Source organism: Sphingobacterium sp. lm-10, assembly GCF_023554555.1.
Classification (GTDB): domain Bacteria; phylum Bacteroidota; class Bacteroidia; order Sphingobacteriales; family Sphingobacteriaceae; genus Sphingobacterium.
Genome location: NZ_JAMJWC010000001.1, coordinates 1,969,116 through 1,990,324, shown reverse-complemented (window position 1 = coordinate 1,990,324; position 21,209 = coordinate 1,969,116). Strand labels below are relative to the sequence as shown.

Here is a 21,209-nt window from a genome sequence, read left to right as displayed (position 1 = left end):
TGTAAAGTTAAGAAGGATAAGTGAAAATCTATTTACAATTTTTTATAATACCAGTCCATATCAAACGAATTTCCTTTTATTATTTGCGCTTTTCTTTTAGATTTACCACACATTCACGTCAATCCGTATGAAGCAATTTTTTAAGTATGTACTCGCCACGGTAGTTGGTGTTATTATTTCGTCCATTCTAGTGGTGATTGTATTTGTGGGCATTATTACAGCCATGGTATCTTCATTAGGTTCTGGCGGCGAACCTACGGTTTCTGCCAACTCGGTGTTGCACGTTACATTGGATCATCAGATTACGGAAAAAACAGTGCCTTCTCCTTTTGAGGATATCAATATCCCCGGTAGTCCAGATACGCGCTCCATAGGCTTGAACGATATCGTGTCACGTATTAAAGCCGCTAAAACAGATAGTAACATCAAAGGTATTTACCTCAACGTGTCTACCGTCAATGCTGGTTTCGCAACCTTACGTGCCATACGCAATGCCTTGATAGACTTCAAAGAGTCGGGCAAGTTTATAGTTTCTTATAGTGACGTGATGACGCAAAAGGCTTACTATGTATCTTCTGTGGCCAACGAAATCTATATTAGCCCAGTTGGTTCCGTCGATTTTCGAGGTTTATCCAGCTCGGTGATGTTTATGAAAGATGCATTGGACAAATTGGGCGTAGAAATGCAGGTGGTGAAAGTAGGTACCTATAAAAGTGCCGTCGAACCGTTTATCCTTAATGAAATGAGTGCGGCCAATCGCTTGCAAGTGAATGCATACCTAAATAGCCTGTACGACAGCTTCGTAAGCGATATCGCTACATCACGCTCTTTGGACGAGCAAGCGGTTCGCCAAGTGGCCAACGATTACTTGATCCAATTCCCTGAAGATGCCGTAAAACAACAGTTTGTAGATAGTCTACTTTATCGCGATCAATTGTTAGCCAAACTAAAGGAAAAAGTGGGTATAGACCAAAAGAAAGATTTATCCTCTATTTCTTTACTCGAATATCGTAAATCGGCTGACGCAGGTAGTTCTGCTGGATCTGGCCGTATCGCGGTATTATACGCTTTTGGAGATATTGTGGATGGTAATACGTCAGGTGCTGAACAAATTGGTGGGGAGTCTTTATCTCGTGAATTGCGTAAGCTTCGGGAAGATGATAAGGTAAAAGCGATTGTCTTACGCGTTAATTCTCCAGGAGGATCCGCTTTGGCGTCTGATTTAATCTGGCGCGAAGTGAGCCTAGCTAAGCAGGCGAAACCTGTCATTGTATCCATGGGTGATTATGCCGCTTCAGGAGGTTATTATATTTCTGCGGCAGCAGATTCTATTTTTGCTGATGCAGGTACCCTTACGGGCTCTATCGGGGTATTTGGATTGATCCCTAACTTACAAAACCTATTCAACAACAAACTAGGTTTGCATTTTGATGTCGTAAAAACCGGCCCTTACGCAGATGTGAATGTGGATCGTCCGATGACTTCGGAAGAAAGAACAATTATTCAAGGCGGTGTGAATCGTATTTACCAACAATTTATGCAGCGCGTGGCGGATGGTCGTGGACTGACGGTAGCGCAAGTGGATAGTATTGGACAAGGGCGTGTATGGACAGGCACACAGGCTATCGAATTAGGTTTAGTGGATCGCTTAGGAACCTTGGATGACGCCATCAAAAGCGCAGCAAAAATGGCTAAACTAGAAAATTACAAAGTATCAGAATACCCACGCACAAAAGATCCATTCGAATCGATATTCAGCAGCTCTAAAGAAAAGGTGAAAATGTGGTTATTGAAGGATGAATTAGGGGAGCACGTACGCTACGTAAATGATTTGAAACGTGTGATGCAAAATACGGGCATACAGGCTCGTATTCCTTACGAAATAGAAATATATTAAGGCATGAAGGTGACGCTAATATGCGTAGGGAAGACAGACGAAAAATATATTGAAGAGGGGATAGCAAAGTATACCAAACGGCTGATTCACTACGTTAAGTTTAATATCATGGTGATTCCAGATGTTAAGAACAGCAAAAATCTGAGTCAGGATCAACAAAAGGAGAAAGAAGCAGATCTTATCTTGAAACAAGTAGATAATTCAGACACTTTAATGCTGCTCGATGAGAAGGGGCAGCAATACCGATCTGTCGATTTTTCAAAACTTCTGGAAAGAAACATGGTTAGTAATGTACAGCACATGGTCGTCGTGATAGGTGGGCCTTACGGATTTAGCGAGAGAGTGTATGCACGCGCTAACGGCTTATTGTCTTTATCAAAAATGACTTTCTCACACCAGATGATTCGCCTTTTTTTTGCAGAACAGCTATATCGTGCTTATTCTATTATGCGTGGGGAACCGTATCATCACGAATAATTTTTGTGGAATCATACTATTTATTTCATCTTATATAAAAGGAGGTAAAAAATGGATTTAGATAAATATAAAAGAGAGTATAAGTTTAAAAGCCAAGAAGGAGCGCACGGCGGTGGTGTAAATAAATGGATCATCATTATTGGCGGTGCTGTAATTGCGCTGCTGGCTTATTTAACCTCTTAATTAAATTTGAGGTGGCCACATATAAGTGTGGTACATGTATTAACAAGAGCCTCGCCGATTTCATCGGCAAGGCTCTTGTTATTTACGTCCTTGCGAACAAGAGGCACGAGGGTGCGGCAATCTTTTTCTATAGCTGTAATTAAAATAGATTGCTTTGTCGTTCCTCCGCGCAATGACGGCGTGACAGGAGAACGAGAATCAAAAAGAAAGCCACGTCCTTGCGAACCGGAGGAACGAGGGTGCGGCAATCTAAAGTATCAACTTTCTCAACTCTATCAACTCAATTATTAACTCCTTATCTAACTCAAGCTAGCCAAACTTTCTTCCAAAATCTGCAGCTTGGTAATTGCATCAGACTTTTTGTTTTGCTCATTCTGCACCACATCTGGTTTGGCATTTTGCATAAAGCGCTCATTGCCCAACTTCTTATCTACTGATATTAGGAAGCCCTGCAGGTAGGCAATCTCTTTGGTAATGCGTTCCCGTTCTGCATCCACGTCAATATTGTTTTCTAGCGCGACGTAACATTCGTCTTTGCCCGCTAGGAAGCTCACAGCACCAGACACCTTTTCTTTTACAAACGTCAGTTCAGCAATGTTAGCCAACTTGGTAATACTTTCGCTGTACCGCTTGAAGTCTATATTAGTCGCATTGATCGCTAATGGCAATCCTATTTTAGGAGAAATGCCTTTCGCATTTCGGATGTTGCGCACTTCAGAGATAATCTGCTGTACGGTGGCAAATTCTTTGATAAGGATCTCATCTATTGCTCCTACTTCTGGGTACGAAGCGACGATAATGCAGTCCTGAGGCGCACGTTCACCAAATAGCTCATCATGCCAAAGTTCTTCTGTTAAGAAAGGCATAAAAGGATGTGCCAACGTCAGAACGCGTTCAAACAATCGCTTTACCGTATCCAATGTTTCTCGCTCTATCGGCGCTTGATAGGCTGGTTTTACCAGTTCCAAATACCATGCGCAGAAATCATCCCAGATCAGTTTATACGTCGTCATCAAGGCATCAGAAAGACGATAATGAGCAAAATGATCCTCGATCTCTACCAACGCCTGATTGAAGCGGTTTTCGAACCAATCGGCAGCCAGTTTTTGCGCATCAGTCGCTGGGCTATCGGTGGTTTCCCATCCCTTCACCAGGCGAAAGGCATTCCATACCTTATTCGCGAAATTTCGTCCTTGCTCACAATACGATACATCAAACATTAAGTCGTTGCCCGCTGGCGAAGACAACAACATGCCGACTCGCACGCCATCCGTACCATACTGCTCCATCAATTCGATTGGATCCGGCGAATTGCCCAACGATTTGGACATTTTGCGACCTTGCTTATCCCGCACTATCCCGGTAAGGTATACATTGCGGAACGGTGGTTTTTGCGTGTAATCGTGGCCTGCGATGATCATACGTGCTACCCAGAAAAATAAAATCTCCGGTGCGGTGACTAAATCGTTCGTAGGATAATAGTAGTTAAACTCCGCATTATCAGGATTGCGCACACCGTCGAAGACCGACATCGGCCACAAAGCAGATGAAAACCAGGTGTCCAATACGTCATCCTCTTGGCGTAGTCCATCCGTTGATTTACCTTCTTTAGCAAATGCGTCTTTCGCGCCTTCTTCCGTTTTTGCAACTACCCACTCGTTGCGGTCGTTGTACCAAGCCGGAATACGCTGACCCCACCAAAGTTGGCGAGAGATACACCAATCTTTCACATTCTCCATCCAATGTTTGTAGGAGGCAAAAAACTTATCTGGTATCAGGTTTATCGTGCCATCCTGCACATAATCCAAGGCAGGCTTAGAGAGGTTTTCCATCTTCAACCACCATTGCATGGATAATTTTGGCTCTATAGCGGCGTCGGTACGTTCCGAAAAGCCTACCTGAGAAACGTAATCTTCCACTTTTTCTAACTGACCAATCTCGTCCAGTTGCTTGGCTACCTTTTTGCGTGCGATAAAACGATCTTCACCGACGAAGATTTCTGCTTTTTCATTCAGCGTACCATCATCATTCAAAATGTCGATCACCGGTAGATTGTGTTTTTGTCCCAGTTCATAATCGTTAAGATCATGTGCTGGAGTTACTTTCAAACAACCTGTTCCAAAATCCATCTCCACATATTCGTCCAATATAACCGGGATTTCTCGGTTGATGATCGGTACGAATACCGTTTTTCCTTTTAGGTTTGCATAGCGCTCGTCGTTCGGGTTGATACAGATCGCCGAATCGGCCATGATGGTTTCCGGACGCGTCGTGGCAATGACAATATGCTCTTCGCTATCTTTGATCTGATAGCGGATATAATACAATTTTTGGTTGACTTCTTTGCGGATCACTTCCTCATCCGAAAGGGCGGTTTTTCCTTGTGGATCCCAGTTTACCATCCGTACACCACGATAAATATAACCGGCTTCGTACCACTTGATGAAGGTATCCAGAACGGCCTCAGAAAGATCAGGATCCATCGTAAACTTGGTGCGGTCCCAATCGCAGGAAGCACCCAGTTTTTCTAATTGTTTGAGGATAATGCCTCCGTATTTCTCTTTCCACTCCCAAGCGTAGTTCAAAAAGTCTTCGCGGGAGATGTCTTTTTTATTAATGCCTTTCTCTTTCAGCATCGCGACTACTTTCGCTTCCGTCGCGATAGATGCATGATCTGTACCAGGCACCCAGCAGGCATTCTTACCCTGCATACGTGCTTTACGGATCAATACATCTTGAATCGTATTGTTTAACATATGTCCCATATGAAGCACGCCAGTCACATTAGGAGGAGGCATCACAATCGTGTACGGCTCTCTATCGTCGGGTACAGAACGGAAAAATCCATTCTCTTTCCAGTAGGCGTACCATTTGTTTTCGGCTTCTTTAGGACTATATGTTTTCGCTATACTCATCTTTGATTATGCATAAAAATAAAGCAACAAAAATAGGGATTAATCTTGATTTATGCGATGTGCAATACGATAGTAGGCTCCATATTTTAGCGTAAAATTCTATATTTGTACCACGAAAAAAGAATCAGCATGAAGATTTCCTATAATTGGCTTAAGAATTTTATCGATATCACTCCATATACACCCGAAGAGCTGTCTCTGATATTGACCGATATTGGTCTGGAGGTAGAGGCGGTAGACAAAGTGCAAAGTATTCCTGGCGGATTGGAAGGGCTGATAGTAGGCGAAGTATTAACCTGCGAGCGCCATCCTAATGCTGATAAGTTGCAAATCACCACGGTGAATGTGGGTGCAGCCGAGCCGCTTCATATTGTATGTGGAGCGCCCAACTGTCGCGCTGGATTGAAAGTGATCGTAGCGCCTCCGGGAGCAGTATGCCATCCAAGTAACGGCGAACCATTTAAGATTACAAAATCAAAAATCCGTGGAGAAGTATCCGAAGGGATGTTGTGTGGAGAAGACGAAGTAGGCTTGGGTACATCTCATGCCGGCATTGTCGAATTGCCAGAAGGAACTGTTCCTGGTTTATTGGTAAAGGATTTCTATCAGATGGAAGACGATTTTTGTTTTGAAATCGGCTTGACACCGAACCGTGCTGATGCAGCCTCACATCTGGGTGTTGCACGCGATCTGGCGGCTTATTTCCGTAAAGGATTACTGCCTATCAATACAACTTCTGTCGAAGAATCGCAAAATGTAAGTACGGTGGTAGAAGTGCGCTCACCGGAAGATGCGCCACGTTACGCAGGCGTCAATATAACCGGTATCACCGTGGCGGAATCTCCAGCCTGGTTGAAAGAAAAATTACAGACTATTGGTGTCCGCCCGATCAATAATGTGGTCGACATCACGAATTATATATTGCATGATCTGGGGCAGCCTTTGCATGCTTTTGATCAGGCCAAAATTACGGGTAACCAAATTGTCGTGCGCAAAGCTAATGCAGATGAGTTATTTACGACCTTAGATGATGTGGAGCGCAAATTATCTACGGATGATCTGGTCATTGCTGATGCCGAAAAACCCATGTGTATTGCGGGGGTATTTGGCGGCGCAGCATCTGGTGTTTCTGAAGCGACCACGGATATTTTCTTAGAATCGGCCTATTTCCATCCGGTTACGGTGCGCAAAACGGCCAAGCGTCATGGCTTAAAGACAGATTCGTCGTTTCGTTTCGAGCGTGGTACAGATCCAAACATGCCGGTGATCGCCTTACACAAAGCAGCTGCCTTGATTCAAGAGGTTGCTGGTGGCCAAGTTTCTTCGGTTATTACCGATTTATACCCAGCTCCGGTAGAAGCGTTCCGTTTTGAAGTGGATTACAGCCGAGTGCAACGTTTGATCGGCAAAGCAATTCCGGTAGAAGAGATTCGCTCGATTATACAGTCGCTCGGCATCGGTATTGAACACGAAACGCCAGAAACGTTGGAAGTCGCAGTCCCGCCGTTTAAAGTAGATGTTACGCGCGAAGTAGACGTTATCGAAGAAGTTTTAAGGATTTACGGATATAACAATATTGAGCTGGGTACACAGATCAAAGCATCTCTCAATACCGTACAAAAACCGGATAAAGAAGTTATTCTGAATCAGGTAGCAGATCTTTTGATCGGCAATGGTTATCGGGAGATTTTGTCTAATTCCTTAAGCAAAGAAGCGTATGCCGAGAATGTAGATACGGCGGTGAAGTTATTGAATCCGCTGAGTACCGACCTGGATACCATGCGCCAAAACCTGTTGTTCTCCGCCCTAACTGCAGTAGCCTACAATCAGAAGCGCAAAAGTGCAGATTTGAAAGTATTCGAGTTCGGCAAATCTTATCACCTGGTAGAAGACAAGTATCAGGAAAAACATCATTTAGCAATTACGATTACGGGCAGGCAGGCTCCTGAGCAATGGAATCACGCTGCTGGTCAGGTTAATTTCTACGGTGTCAAAGCCGTTGTTGATGGTATCTTGAAACGATTGCGCATCGATGGTGTTCGTGTGGAGGAAACCACATCGAGCTATTTCAGCTACGGATTGACGTATAAGAAAGGCGAAAAGGTGTTGGTCACATTTGGAGAGGTCTCTAAAGAGAATCTCAAAAAAGCCGATGTAGAACGTACCGTGTTCTTTGCTCAGTTTGATTGGGATGCTGTTTTAAAGATGATCCGTAAGCAAACGATCAAGTTTCAAGAGATCTCGAAATTTCCGGCAGTACGACGCGACCTGGCCTTGTTGCTGGATGATAAAGTACCATTTGAACAACTTCGGCTGCTGGCACAAAAAACGGAACGCAAACTGCTTAAAGACGTAGCCATATTTGATGTGTACAAAGGCGATAAATTGCCTGCTGGAAAGAAATCCTATGCGCTTAGTTTTACGCTTCAGGATGAAAATCAGACCCTAACGGATAAACAAATTGATGGCGTAATTCAAAAATTAATTGTTAACTTTGAGAAGGAAGTTGGCGCTGAGGTGCGCTAGGTGAATAATATTTGATATAATCGCGAAATATGGCGTCTTTATCTGCGCAAATGGATCTTATCGTCGAGAAGGCGACAAATTTAATTCAATTGTGTGAAGCATACCAGGAGGAAAATGACTTGTTGAAATTGGAAGTACAATCTCTTCAAGTAGCCTTGGGTACGAGCTCAGAAAAAGTAAAACAACTGGAGGAAAGAGTGAAAGCATTAGCGGTCGCTAAAACCTTTGAAAATTCTGAGGCAGATACGGCAATAAGTGAAAAAGTACTTGACACGAAACAAAAAATTAACGATTTTGTCCGTGAAATAGATAAATGTATCAACCTGTTGAAATAGCCTAAGGCAGTCAGCATGGATAGTATACATTTTTAAGCTCAACGTAATGGGAGACATTTCCATAAAAATAAATATCGCAGACCGGGTGTATCCGTTGCGCGTAGAAACGGAAGAAGAAGAGGTGATACGTTACGCTGCGAAATTGATAAATGAAAAAATAAAAGAATTGCAAGACAATTATGCAGTTCGTGATAAGCAGGATTTATTGTCCATGTGTGTATTGCAATATGCTACAGGGATGATTAAAGCAGAGCGTAATGCACAGGATCAAGGCCAGGGCATTGAGCAATCCGTACACGAATTAGACAAATTGCTTTCCGATTTTTTCAATAAATAAAACATACGTTCTTTATTTACGGGCTTAAAACAACGAATTTGCCGCAGTTAAATTCGGGTTGTCACTATTTTAAACTTAACGCTTCAATATCACGAGCAAAACAAGATGTAGGCCATTTTGCGAAAGCCATCTGGGTCATGATCATACGCTCAAATCATGTGAATTCGAAGTTTAATAATACATGGAACCTGGTTATTTAATTGCGGTTTTTTTTTGACTGAATTTTAATTAATTACTCTTTATACAATGTATATATCTATTACTATATCAATCATCATATCGCTCGTAATAGGCATCGTCATCGGACGATACTTATTGCAGATGTTACTCAAGAAGCAGGAGCAAGCTGCTAATGAAAAGGCAGAAAGCATTATAAAGGAAGCCGAGAAACAAGCTGAGCACGTAAAAAAGCAACGTCAGCTGGAAGCGAAAGAAAAATTTCTGCAACTAAAATCCGAGCACGAGAAAGAAGTCAGCCAGCGTAACAATACGGTCGCTCAGAAAGAAAACTCCATCAAGCAAAAAGAACAATCTCTCAACCAAAAGTTAGAGAATGCCAATCGCGATAAGCAAGAGCTGGAAACACGTAGTAAAAAGCTGGAGCAGATGGTAGAAATTCAGGACAAAAAACGGGAGGAAGTAGAAGCTTTGAAAAACCAGCATATCAAGCAGCTGGAAACCATTGCCGGACTTACCGCTGATGAAGCCAAAGAACAATTGGTTAGCTCGCTACGAGAAGAAGCGCGCTCGCAAGCAATCATGCAGATTAAAGATATTGTCGACGAAGCAAAACTAACGGCATCTAAAGAGGCAAAAAAAGTCGTTATTCAAACGATCCAGCGTACCGCTACGGAGTCCGCTATAGAAAATACAGTGTCAATTTTCAATATAGAAAACGACGAAGTGAAAGGTAGGATCATTGGTCGTGAAGGGCGCAATATTCGTGCGTTGGAAGCTGCCACTGGCGTGGAAATCATCGTAGATGATACACCAGAAGCAATCATCCTTTCTGGATTTGATCCAGTGCGTCGCGAGATTGCGCGTTTATCCCTCCACCGTCTGGTAACAGATGGTCGTATACACCCAGCGCGTATCGAAGAGGTAGTTGCCAAAACACGCTCACAGATTGAAGATGAAATTGTAGAAATCGGAGAACGGACTGCCATCGACCTAGGTATTCATGGATTACATCCAGAGCTAATCCGTATGGTCGGGCGTATGCGTTATCGTTCTTCTTACGGACAGAATTTGTTACAGCACTCTCGTGAAGTGGCCAACTTCGCGGCCACTATGGCGGCAGAATTAGGCTTAAATGTAAAACAGGCGAAGCGCGCCGGACTCTTGCACGATATTGGTAAAGTGCCTGACGATAACCCAGAACTGCCACACGCTATTTTAGGTATGCAATTGGCAGAGAAATACAAGGAACACCCAGATGTATGTAATGCGATCGGAGCTCACCACGATGAAATCGAGATGACGTCTATGATCTCTCCGATTATTCAGGCATGTGATGCGATCTCTGGTGCACGTCCTGGTGCGCGTAGAGAAGTAGTGGAAAGTTATATCAAACGCTTGAAAGAGCTGGAAGACCTGGCGCTATCTTATCCAGGTGTAGAAAAGACTTTCGCCATCCAAGCGGGACGTGAATTGCGCGTGGTTGTAGAAAGCGAGAAGGTAAATGATACGGATGCAGAAATTCTGGCAGCAGACATTTCCAACCGTATCCAGACAGAGATGACCTATCCGGGCCAGATCAAAGTAACGGTAATTCGGGAGACTCGATCGGTTTCGTTCGCAAAATAAATTGATAGCAGCGTTTTTCCGCGTTGCTTGTATTTAAAATCTGATTAAGGCAGGCCAATTCTTTGGTCGGCCTTATTTTTTATCACCGCTTGGAAGTGTTATTTTTATGGGTTTAATAATTGTTGTTTTAAGTAATTTGCGATCAATTTCATGAAAGAATCTAATACTAAACAGGGAAATAAAGCTACTGGTATATCACGCACATTAGTTTGGCTAATGGCTATTATCTCAGGCCTTGTTGTAGCCAACAATTATTACAATCAGCCGTTATTGGCGTTAATTGCAGATGAGCTGCGTGTTTCGGAAAGTGCGGCAGGGAGAATTTCGGTGCTTACTCAGATAGGTTACGCGTTGGGATTGCTATTGGTCGTGCCCTTGGGAGACAAGCTATTACGAAAAAGACTTATTCTTATCGATTTGCTTTTGGTTATTGCTGCCTTGTTGTGGATGACTTTTGCTCAAGAATTATGGATGCTCTATGCAGCCAGTTTGCTAATTGGAGCTACTTCGGTCATCCCGCAGCTGTTTGTGCCAATCGCAGCACAGCTTTCGAATGATCAAGAAAGATCGGCTAATATTGGATTGGTGATGTCTGGCTTGTTATTGGGAATCCTTTTGTCACGCTTTTTCGGTGGCATCGTGGGCGAATTGTGGGGTTGGCGTTCTATGTTTGGTATCGCAGCAGGAATAATGGTTTTTGTTTGGGTTATTGTTTACAAAATGATTCCCGAAATGCATCCTAACTTTTCAGGAAGCTACAAGCAACTCATGGTATCTGTAGCGCGCTTAGCGAAGACGCAACCCGTCTTGCAATTAGCTTCTTTTCGGGGTGCCATGGCTTTTGGTTCTATGTCAGCACTGTTTACCACATTAGTATTTCATATGGAACAACCGCCATTCAACGTTGGGGCTTCTGTCGTAGGGAGTTTCGGATTAGCTGGTGCAGTAGGAGCTTTAGCAGCAGCCAAAGTCGGCAAATTACAATTGAAGATTGGAACAGATCGTACTATCTTTTACTCCTTAATAGTTTTGATTGGTAGTTGGGGATTTACGTACTTTGGTGGAGAAACTTATTGGGGACTGATTGCAGGTGTCATTCTGGTGGATTTAGGTGTACAAGCAAGCCATATTATGAATCAAACCAGTTACTTCGCATTAAAATCAGATGCCGTCAACCGGCTTAATACAGTGTATATGGTTTCCTATTTTGTCGGTGGATCGCTCGGCACATGGTTGGCTTCGATCGCTTGGCAATACGCACAATGGTCGGGCGTCTGTGCTGTAGGTGTGGTATTTGGTCTTTTGGGCTTAGTGGCACATTTATTATTCAGTAAAAAAATACGTTTAACACCATATAAAGTATAATAGCTGAGTTGTAACGTTAGTGTAATAAAGATCGATGCTCTAAAACTTATATTTTTGAGCATCGATCTTTAAGTGAATAGATTATTGATATGACCATACAGCTAGTTCATTTCCTGATGGATCTAGGAAATGAAAGCGATGTCCTCCCGGAAAGGAGAATATATCCTGCGTGATGGTGCCACTGGCTTGAATCACATTTTCTTTTGCCAATGCTAAGTCTTCGTGGTAAAGAACCACCAGTACGCCGTTGATTACATCCTCGTCGGTTTGTTCAAAACCACCCTCTACGCCACTTCCTGCAAATGCGACGTAACTTGGCCCATAATCTGTAAAATTCCATGCAAAAGCCTTGGTATAAAACGCTTTAATAGCCAGTAGATCCTTGGCTCTGAATTCAATGTAATTGATGTGGTTGTTTTTCATGCTGTAATGTATTTACTGGGAAATGATCTATTATTGTGATCTAATTACCAAAGGAAACATTAAGACTGTGCTTCTCCGCATAATCTTGTCCTAGAGTCAGCAGAGTAACATATTTCTCTTCATAAGCCGATCCATATGTTGCAATAATTTTTTCAGACTCCGCCATAACTTCCTCTTCTGACTTCTTTTGATCACACATCAATGCCAGATTTTTATATTCTTTCTGGTATACTGGTAGTACAAATTTGAAGAGATCCAATGCTTTTTCCTTGAGCACTTTGCCATCCTCGTCCGTAGCCGTGCTATCTTCAATCTTTTTGATCGTCTGCTCTATGTAAGCAATTTTGTTATCCACAATTTGTTGTGCTTCGTCACCCTTATTCTTGGTACTGGGCATATCCGGAAATTCAACCGTTTCCGCTAATAACGATTTGGCAAAACGTTCGGAAGCAAATTCGTTAAGAATATTGGTATTTAAGACTGTGGTTTGAAAGAACTCATCTGGTGACGGGCGGTTACAGCTTATCAATAGGATAACGGCTAAGGAGGTAAGGGATAAAAGTAGATTGAATTTCATAGGTATTTATTTGTGTTTAATAGTGTGCTTATTGTCCATGTGTGATGTCCAAATATGTCTATTTAAGATGACAAAATATGGAACTGTCAAAAATATAATGCTGGGTCTTGAAGTATACTAGAATTAAGGTTTTGATTGTGCCAACCAATCTTCATAAGCTACCACACCCAAGCTTGGCTTAGGCGTACCATCGAGCAAAGCCAAGAATTCCAATTGATTCCCATCTGGATCGTTGAAGTAAATCGCTAAGGCCGGCATCCAACAAAAAACCATCGGTTGTACAGATCCATCTTTCAAGAAATTGTAAGGTTGCAGCTTATGCTCTTGCAGAAAATCTACCGCATGGTATAGTATAAAATCTTTGTCACAATAGAATGCAAAATGACGCGGTTGCAAGTTGGTGGTTTCTTCCCAAAGACCCAACATGCTCGTTTTATCATTGCCGGGCATGTACAGAAGAGCATTTCTGCTCTCCGGAGAGAGCTTTTGGTAGCGTTCTACTTGTTCGATCAAGATGTCCATATGCTCTGTCGTATAGGAATCTCAAAGGTAAGTTATATCCGCTTCATATTCTTCTCCGCTGTCAATCCACTATGCTGCTTTGTGCACAAGCACTATTTCAGCCCGTTTTTATTATCTTCGTGCATAGCCCGATATGATTCGTTGCGGTTTGTAGGCAACAGTTCTCGGTCGTGAAACTTATTCCAATCCATTCTATGCAAATCTTACTTGTTGAAGATGATACCCGAATTAGCAGCTTTCTGATAAAAGGACTGGAAGAAGTTGGCTATTCTGTGACGCTTTCAAAAAATGCAGAGGAGGTACTCGATCATTATATAGAGATGTCGTGGGATTTGATGATTGTAGATGTGATGCTGCCTAAGATGGACGGTATTCAGCTGGTCCAATCGCTTCGTTACAAGAAAATCATGGTGCCGGTATTGATGCTGAGTGCGTTACAAACTGTCAATGACAAAGTTTCAGCGCTGGATTCCGGAGCAGATGATTATATGACCAAACCTTTTCATTTTGCAGAGCTATTGTCGCGTATTCATGCATTAACGCGCCGCCAGCAAAGCCCCCAAATCACGCTAAGATCGAATGTGGTGGAAGTGGCCGATTTGCAGATCGACCTGAACCAATATCAGGTAAGTAGAGGAGGGGTAGCTATTGAGCTTTCGCCACGTGAATTCAAACTATTTAAATACCTAGTTGACCACAAAAATATGGCACTCAGTCGGCTACAAATTCTAAATGCGGTCTGGAACATCCATTTTGATAGCCAAACCAACGTAGTAGACGTGTACATATCGTATCTCCGCAATAAACTGGAAACTGCCGACACGAAGTATATTTACACCGTAAAAGGCATTGGTTATATGTTTAAAAGCTAGCGTTGCCGGTATGAAATTAAGATCGCGTCTTTCGTATTATTCTTTATTTATTTTCGGCGTACTTTTCGTCTTTACCTCCATCGTAATCTACACGCTATTCTACCGGTGGGCAAGACAAAATGAATACAAGAATCTGCAAAATACAACACTGGTTTCTGCGGTCTATTACCTAGAAAAAGATGAACAAACGCATGCGGAACATGTGAGTGTGCGGAATGAATTACAGCGATTAATTTCGCAGACCAATATCGCAGTGTATGATAGTACGGACAAGCAAGCTTTTGGAAAAATGGATCACGATGTGATGATTTCACCAGAGGTACTGGCAAAAACACGGGCAGATGATTATCATGTATTCGAATCCAAAACCGATTTTTATGCCGGCATACATTATCACGACAATCAAGGAGATTTTGTGGTCTTCACACGAAGTAGCAAAGCAAGTTTTAAGGAGCTGATGTACGTATTATTAGGTATCCTTTCTGCCGTGTTTGTATCAAGCTTATTGATCATATTGGTGTTTTCCAGATGGTTGGGTACCATTGCCTATCAGCCCATACTGCGGATTATTGAACAAGTTAATGCCCGAAATCATCAGAACCTCACTGTACCTATTGCGGTTGATCGTAGTTATGAAGAGGTAGATGAACTTATTCAGACGTATAATCGTTTTATTAAGCGAATTGGGCAGACATTTGATATTCAGAAGAATTTCATTGACTATGTTTCCCACGAGTTGCGGACACCGATCACGGCTCTTTTGGGAACGCTTGAAGTGACCAATCAGAAAAATAGGTCTGTTGAAGAGTACCAAGGCATGGTAAAGCAACTCGACGAATACATTCACGACCTGCAAGCAACACTGGATCACATGATGCTGCTCACTGGCGCCAAAACCAGTTTTGAGTTTAAGCCTATGCGGATCGATGAAGTGCTTTGGGAAGTGGTGGAACATGCCACCATGTACCATGAGGCGCAGATTGAGGTACGCATAGATGTAGAAGATAATCAGTTGTTGGAGATGAATGGCAACGACAAACTGCTGGAACTGGCCATCAATAATCTGGTGGAAAATGCCATTAAATATTCTGATAACCAAGTGGTGCATTTAATCCTGCATGAAAACGATGGCCATTTGAGCATTCAAATCGTGGATCAGGGAATAGGGATTCCGGCGGAAGATTTGGAGCGTTGCACACAAAATTTCTTTCGCGGACAGAATACCTCGGCTTACCAAGGTAAAGGCATTGGCCTATCCATGGCGAGTATTGTTTTCTCTTTACACAGCATTCAGATGGATATTGCTTCCAGCAACCAAGGTACAACCGTCACATTACTGTTTCTTAAAGCCTAATAGTGCCGTAAGCCGTCACTTCTAATCGAATTCTAATCTTTATCGCAAATAGGCTTAATCTACGCCTAGTACCTTTGAGGCTTTATAAAACTCATCATAGGTAGTGAAAATATTATATATCCTGCTGTTATCTGGCATTCTTTTTTCTCAGTCCGGAAGAGCGCAAACCTATTCTTTAGCGCAATTGGAAGCGGCATTCTTAAAGAACAATTACATGCTGATCGCTTCTCGGTTTCAGGTCAATCAGGCCGATGCAGAGATTATTCAAGAGAAACTTTGGGACAATCCAACGCTGAGTATCAGCGAAGTGAATCTGTGGAGCAATCAAACTAGTGAACAATATCCTCCGCTATTGGGTAACTATGGCCGTACGCAGCAAGTGGCAGTAGAATTAGAGCAGTTAATTGAGACGGCGGGTAAGCGGAAAAAGCGTGTGGCGATCCGGTCGCTGGAGAAAAATACAGCGGTATTCGAGTATGAAGAACTGATGCGCGAGCTGCGAAAAGATCTTCGTCAGGCATACAATGAGTTGTATGTGATCAGTAATGATCTCGAGAAATTGCAGGAATCTGTCGCGGTATTTGCCAACTTAAGAGAAGTGTTTAAAAGGCAGGCCGCTACTCAAAATGTATCCAGAGCAGACTGGTTACGTGTACAGTCCGAGTTGGTCACCATGGAAAAAGACCAAGTTGATTTGCAGGCTGAGCTGATCGAAGCAATAGGTGTAATCCAAGCGTTAACCAACATGCCGGCGATGACGATCGAACAACTATCTTTTGAAGACATGCCGCAGCGTCTTCACCGTAATGTGCCACTTACTGCCCGGGAGATGGCTTTCGAAAATAATCTGGGTATTAAGAAGCAAAAAAACCAACTTCTTATCGCAGACAAGGAGCTGGAGTTAGAATTGGCCAACAGAAAGCCAGACCTCACCGTACAGATGAATTACGATCGTGGCGGAAATATCATGCAGGACTTCTTTGGATTAGGGGTGAGTTTGGATCTTCCTTTATTCAATCGAAATAAAGGAAACATTAAAGTGGCTCAGTATCAGATTGAGGAACAACGCGCAAATCGATCGGCATTAGAAATAGCATTGGATACCCGGTTGTCTAGCCTTACGGCGCAATTGATGCGATACCGCCAGACACTGGATCGTTGGTCAGACCTAGATAGAGACGCAGAAAGCAAAATGTTGGAAAATTATCATAAGAACATGCTTTCTAGACAAATCACCTTACTTGAATTTATCGATTTTACCCAAGCATGGCGAGCATCCTACCAATCGATGTTGGAGCTACAGAAGAATTATTTAAACACCTACGAGGAGCTACAGTTTGTAGTCGGCAATGACTTTTAGCATGATGAATAAGCGATTAACCTATTACGTAATTTTGGCCGGCATGGCCGTATCTGCTTGTGCTGGAAGCACAAGCGAAAATGCTTCTGATGAGCAACAGGCAGATTCAACGCAAGTATATTGCCTCGATGATCAACTTCGTTCTAGCACCTCGATTATTGAAATTCAGGAGCGCCCAATAACAGAGCAATTAGCACTATCTGGAAAAATTGAATACAATGAAAATGACTTGGTAGCTTTTCAGAGTTTGCTGGTCGGAACAGTAGAGCAAGTGAAGTTCGAGCTAGGTGATTTTGTCCATAAAGGACAGGTGCTAGCTACGGTGAAATCCAACGAAATTCAAGATCTCGTGCAACAACGCCGCTCTTACCAAAGTCAAATTCAGGTACTAGAAAATCAAGTGGAAACCAAGCGGGAGCTATTAGAAGATGGCCTCGCGTCAAAACCGGAAGTACTAGAAGTGGAAAGTGAATTGGCCAGTGCACGCATCGAATTAGATCGTGTATCTCAGTCGCTACAACTTTTTAAAGCTGTAGGACCGGGTACATTTCAAATCCTGGCTCCAAAAGATGGATACATTATACAAAAAGCGATCAGTATGGGGCAGAGTATTACCGAAGATAACGAACCGCTATTTTCTATATCCAATCTAAAACAGGTATGGGTGATGGTAAATATCTATGCACGAAACTTGCGCTACGTGAATAATGGTGATCCGGTTAAGGTGAGAACTGTGGCGTATCCCGATCACTTATATACAGGTAAAATTGATAAAATTTACCATGTTTTTGATAATGAAGAACATGTGCTCAAGGCGCGTGTCGTGTTAGATAATCAAAATCTCAACCTCATGCCTGGATTGAGTGCAGATATCATTATAGACCGCAAAAGTACGGCAGAAAAAGCCTTTGCAATTCCTAATACTGCCAAGGTGTTTAGCAACAATAAAGAGTATGTCGTGATTTATAAAGGCGATTGCCAGATGGAAGTGCGGCAAATCACCGCTGTCGCTAGTAATGAGGAGTATACCTACGTGCACGAACGTTTTGCAGACGATGAAAAAGTAATTGGATCGAATGCACTGCTAATCTTCGAACACTTAAATCACTAAGTTACCTATGAAGAAGTTTGTACAACAGATTGTTACCTTTTCACTGCGTAACACCACGCTCATCTTATTTGGTACGATGCTACTGCTTTTTGCAGGTGTCTATGCTTTACGTCATACACCGATAGAAGCATTTCCAGATGTGACTAATACACGTGCCCGCATCATCACGCAATGGCCCGGCAGAAGTGCGGAAGAGATGGAGAAGCTTGTCACTTTGCCCATTTCCAAGGAAATGAACAGTATTCCAAAGAAGTCACACATACGCTCTATCTCCTTGTTTGGTCTTTCGGTAGTCACCGTACAGTTTGAAGATGGTGTAGATGATTTTTATGCACAACAATATGTCGCGAATAAATTGAATGGTGTAAATCTGCCAGAGGATGTAGATGCGGAAATTGAACCACCTTCTGGCGCAACTGGAGAGATATTTCGCTATGTAATCAAGAGCGACCTGCCCATTAAGGAAGTTTCGGCTATACAGGATTGGGTGATCGAAAGAGAGCTTCTTAGTGTATCAGGCGTCGCTGATGTAGTCAGCTTTGGGGGCGAAGAAAAGATTTATGAAATCAAGATCAATCCGACGGAATTAAAAAACTTTGACCTTTCTCCACTGGATGTTTACGAAGCCGTAGCGCGCTCCAATATTAATGTCGGTGGAGACGTTATACAGCGAGGAGACCAAGCCTACGTAGTTCGTGGTGTAGGGCTCTTGGACAAGATCGAAGATATTGGAAACATCACCATCAAGTTGAACCGCTCCACACCGGTATTGATCAAGAATGTCGCTGATGTAGTCGTTTCAAATAAGCCGAGATTAGGGCAAGTCGGCTATAATGACGAAGATGACCTAGTGCAGGGTATTGTAATTATGTTGCGCGGAGAGAATCCGAATGAAGTAATCGAGCGATTAAAAACAAAAATCGAAGAACTAAACACCCGCATCCTCCCAGAAAACGTACATATGGAAACGGTTATCGACCGTACCAAACTAGTTGATAACACGGTCCATACTGTATCAAGAAACCTGATTGAAGGCGTGCTTCTCGTATCGCTGATTGTGTTCATATTCCTGTATAATTGGAAGTCCACCTTCATTGTCGCATCCGTTATCCCATTAGCTTTTCTGTTTGCGATTATCATGCTCAAGATTCAGGGTCTGCCTGCCAATCTGATCTCTATGGGATCGCTGGATTTTGGCTTGTTGCTGGAGGGTACCCTGGTAATCGTAGAAACCGTATTTGTTGCCTTAGCAACCGTGTCTCATAGGGTGGGTAGAGAGCGCTTTGCGAAGATGAGCAAAATGGGAATCATTAAGAAAAGTGCAGGGAGTGTAGCATCCTATATTTTCTTCGCATTGCTCATTTTGATCGTTGCCTTGCTGCCGATATTCTCTTTCCAGAAGGTAGAAGGTAAGATGTTTTCTCCTTTAGCGTTTACGCTTGGCTATGCGCTGTTTGGCTCTCTAATTTTGAGCTTAACCTATGTGCCAGCGATGTGTAAGTTGTTATTTACCAAGCATATCGAAGAAAAAGAAAATACGATTACACGCTTTTTTCAGCGAAATATATATGGCTTATACGATGCTGCATTCCGTTATAAGAAGGCAACGATAGCCATCTTTATTGGTATTTTGAGCTTATGCGTCTTGAAGTTTATGCATTACGGTTCCGAATTTTTACCACAGCTCAATGAGGGAGCGATTTATATTCGAGCTACGCTACCTAACAGCATCAGTCTGAAAGAATCAACCAGACTCACCAAAGAAATGAAGCAGATCATGCGCGAAAGTTGTCAGGAAATCGATTTTGTACTCACGCAAACAGGTCGGCCCAATGATGGTACAGATCCCACTGGTTTTTTCAACATTGAATTTAATGTACAACTCAAGGATGAAAGTGATTGGGAAGGTGGTGTATCCAAAGAACAGATCATTCAAAATCTACGAGAAAAACTTAATCGCTATCCTGGAATTAATTTCGGTTTTAGCCAGCCCATACAAGATAATGTAGAAGAATATGTGGCCGGAGTGAAAAGTTCGTTGGTGATTAAAATTTTTGGGGATGAGCTTAATGATTTGGAAAGCTATGCCAATCAGGTAGCTGCGTCTATTGAAAAGGTAAGAGGCATTACGGATATTAACGTGTACAAGAACATTGGACAGCCGGAGTTACGCATCCAGCTTCACGATTCTGAAATGGCCAAATATGGGGTGTTTACAGACGATGTGCAGGCCGTAATCGCGATGACTATTGGCGGGCAGGCAGCTACCAAATTCTATGAAGGAGATAGGCAGTTTGATGTAGTTTTACGTTTCGAAGAAGGCTATCGTGATACACCAGAAAAAATCCGTAACATATTAATTCCTACCAGTAACGGGCAAAATATTCCACTGCAAGAGATTGCTACCGTAGATTATCATACTGGTCCGGCTTTTATTTATCGTGAAGGCAATAGCAGGTACATTGGTGTAGGCTTTAGCATAGAAGGACGCGATCTCGGTAGCACTATCGAAGAAGCCAAACGCGTCGTAGCGCAAGAGGTAAAGCTACCTAAGGAGAATCACATGGAGTGGGCCGGAGAATTCGAAAGTAAGGAGCGTGCAGCTCAGCAATTGAGCTTGGTAGTGCCTGTGTCGCTGGTGCTGATTTTACTATTGTTGTACTTCAACTTTGGCAACTTTACCGATACCGCTGTGGCTGCACTCACGTTGCCGTTCGCTTTTATTGGCGGCTTTATTTCCCTTTGGGTTACGGGCACCATTTTTGGAATTTCTGCCGGAATAGGATTTATCATTTTATTCGGCGTAGCCACTATTGATGGTATTGTACTGATTGGTGTAATTCGGGACAATCTGAATCGGCGATACAGTCTTATCGAAGCGATTCAACAAGGAGTGAGAAGTCGTATTCGTCCAGTGGTAATGATTGCGTTGATGGGTTCTATGGGTTTACTTCCGGCAGCATTGTCTACAGGCATGGGATCAGAAATACAAAAGCCGCTGGCCATTATGATTGTTGGAGGTTTATTGATTTGCTTGATTCTTTCGTTTACCATTCTACCAGTAGTTTTCTATTTTGCCCATCGTAAAACGCATCGATAGCGGGCTATTTATAATGATTTTGTTATCTTTAGGGCAATTACAAAAAAGA

General features: G+C 42.7%; 17 protein-coding genes. 13 read left to right on the top strand and 4 right to left on the bottom strand.

The annotated features are described in order from the left end of the window. The first annotated feature begins 127 nt into the window (after nt 1–127). From sppA to M8998_RS16210, 3 genes are read left to right on the top strand one after another with little or no spacing between them, the layout of a single operon-like run. Nucleotides 128–1,897 carry a signal peptide peptidase SppA gene (gene sppA, locus M8998_RS08065; protein ID WP_249992061.1) on the top strand — a complete coding sequence of 590 codons (1,770 nt, stop codon included), beginning with the start codon at nt 128–130 and terminating at the stop codon, nt 1,895–1,897. Nucleotides 1,898–1,900: 3 nt separating this feature from the next. Continuing rightward, nucleotides 1,901–2,374 (top strand): 23S rRNA (pseudouridine(1915)-N(3))-methyltransferase RlmH, encoded by a 474-nt coding sequence (rlmH, locus tag M8998_RS08060; protein WP_249992060.1) that lies wholly within the window; start codon nt 1,901–1,903, stop codon nt 2,372–2,374. Nucleotides 2,375–2,425: 51 nt separating this feature from the next. Continuing rightward, a complete protein-coding gene (locus M8998_RS16210) occupies nt 2,426–2,557 on the top strand; it encodes a hypothetical protein (RefSeq protein WP_284040191.1) in 132 nt (43 codons plus the stop codon). A gap of 299 nt (nt 2,558–2,856) precedes the next feature. On the opposite strand, the gene M8998_RS08055 is transcribed toward M8998_RS16210, so the two are convergent. Continuing rightward, a complete protein-coding gene (locus tag M8998_RS08055; RefSeq protein ID WP_249992059.1) occupies nt 2,857–5,472 on the bottom strand; it encodes a valine--tRNA ligase in 2,616 nt (871 codons plus the stop codon). A 129-nt stretch (nt 5,473–5,601) separates the two neighbouring features. Here M8998_RS08055 and pheT point away from each other — a divergent pair, with 129 nt between their 5' ends. From pheT to M8998_RS08030, 5 genes are all read left to right on the top strand, one after another. After that, nucleotides 5,602–7,998: a phenylalanine--tRNA ligase subunit beta gene (pheT, locus tag M8998_RS08050; protein WP_249992058.1), complete on the top strand. Its 2,397-nt coding sequence runs from the start codon at nt 5,602–5,604 to the stop codon at nt 7,996–7,998. 29 nt (nt 7,999–8,027) lie between these two features. Then, nucleotides 8,028–8,333: a hypothetical protein gene (locus tag M8998_RS08045; RefSeq protein ID WP_249992057.1), complete on the top strand. Its 306-nt coding sequence runs from the start codon at nt 8,028–8,030 to the stop codon at nt 8,331–8,333. 46 nt (nt 8,334–8,379) lie between these two features. Next, the gene (locus M8998_RS08040) at nt 8,380–8,670 is read left to right on the top strand and encodes a cell division protein ZapA (protein ID WP_249992056.1); all 291 of its coding nucleotides are present in this window, start codon (nt 8,380–8,382) and stop codon (nt 8,668–8,670) included. A gap of 246 nt (nt 8,671–8,916) precedes the next feature. Next, nucleotides 8,917–10,476: a ribonuclease Y gene (gene rny, locus M8998_RS08035; RefSeq protein WP_249992055.1), complete on the top strand. Its 1,560-nt coding sequence runs from the start codon at nt 8,917–8,919 to the stop codon at nt 10,474–10,476. Nucleotides 10,477–10,626: 150 nt separating this feature from the next. Next, nucleotides 10,627–11,841, top strand: a complete 1,215-nt coding sequence (locus M8998_RS08030; RefSeq protein ID WP_249992054.1) for an MFS transporter — start codon at nt 10,627–10,629, stop codon at nt 11,839–11,841. 81 nt (nt 11,842–11,922) lie between these two features. Here the strand turns inward: M8998_RS08030 and M8998_RS08025 are convergent, their stop codons facing one another. The 3 genes from M8998_RS08025 to M8998_RS08015 form a co-directional block, all read right to left on the bottom strand. Further along, nucleotides 11,923–12,264, bottom strand: a complete 342-nt coding sequence (locus tag M8998_RS08025; RefSeq protein ID WP_249992053.1) for a VOC family protein — start codon at nt 12,262–12,264, stop codon at nt 11,923–11,925. Nucleotides 12,265–12,304: 40 nt separating this feature from the next. Continuing rightward, entirely contained in the window at nt 12,305–12,841 is a 537-nt protein-coding gene (locus M8998_RS08020) for a hypothetical protein (RefSeq protein ID WP_249992052.1), read from the bottom strand. A 123-nt stretch (nt 12,842–12,964) separates the two neighbouring features. Next, entirely contained in the window at nt 12,965–13,363 is a 399-nt protein-coding gene (locus M8998_RS08015; protein ID WP_249992051.1) for a VOC family protein, read from the bottom strand. Between the two features lie 194 nt (nt 13,364–13,557). Here M8998_RS08015 and M8998_RS08010 point away from each other — a divergent pair, with 194 nt between their 5' ends. The 5 genes from M8998_RS08010 (at nt 13,558) to M8998_RS07990 (ending at nt 21,160) form a co-directional block, all read left to right on the top strand. Then, nucleotides 13,558–14,235, top strand: a complete 678-nt coding sequence (locus M8998_RS08010; RefSeq protein ID WP_249992050.1) for a response regulator transcription factor — start codon at nt 13,558–13,560, stop codon at nt 14,233–14,235. A 10-nt stretch (nt 14,236–14,245) separates the two neighbouring features. Then, a complete protein-coding gene (locus M8998_RS08005; protein ID WP_249992049.1) occupies nt 14,246–15,589 on the top strand; it encodes a sensor histidine kinase in 1,344 nt (447 codons plus the stop codon). Between the two features lie 103 nt (nt 15,590–15,692). Continuing rightward, nucleotides 15,693–16,949 (top strand): TolC family protein, encoded by a 1,257-nt coding sequence (locus M8998_RS08000; protein ID WP_249992048.1) that lies wholly within the window; start codon nt 15,693–15,695, stop codon nt 16,947–16,949. Between the two features lies 1 nt (nt 16,950). Beyond that, nucleotides 16,951–18,060 (top strand): efflux RND transporter periplasmic adaptor subunit, encoded by a 1,110-nt coding sequence (locus M8998_RS07995; RefSeq protein ID WP_249992047.1) that lies wholly within the window; start codon nt 16,951–16,953, stop codon nt 18,058–18,060. A gap of 7 nt (nt 18,061–18,067) precedes the next feature. Further along, complete coding sequence (locus M8998_RS07990; protein WP_249992046.1) at nt 18,068–21,160, top strand: efflux RND transporter permease subunit; 3,093 nt, start codon at nt 18,068–18,070, stop codon at nt 21,158–21,160. Nucleotides 21,161–21,209 lie beyond the last annotated feature (49 nt).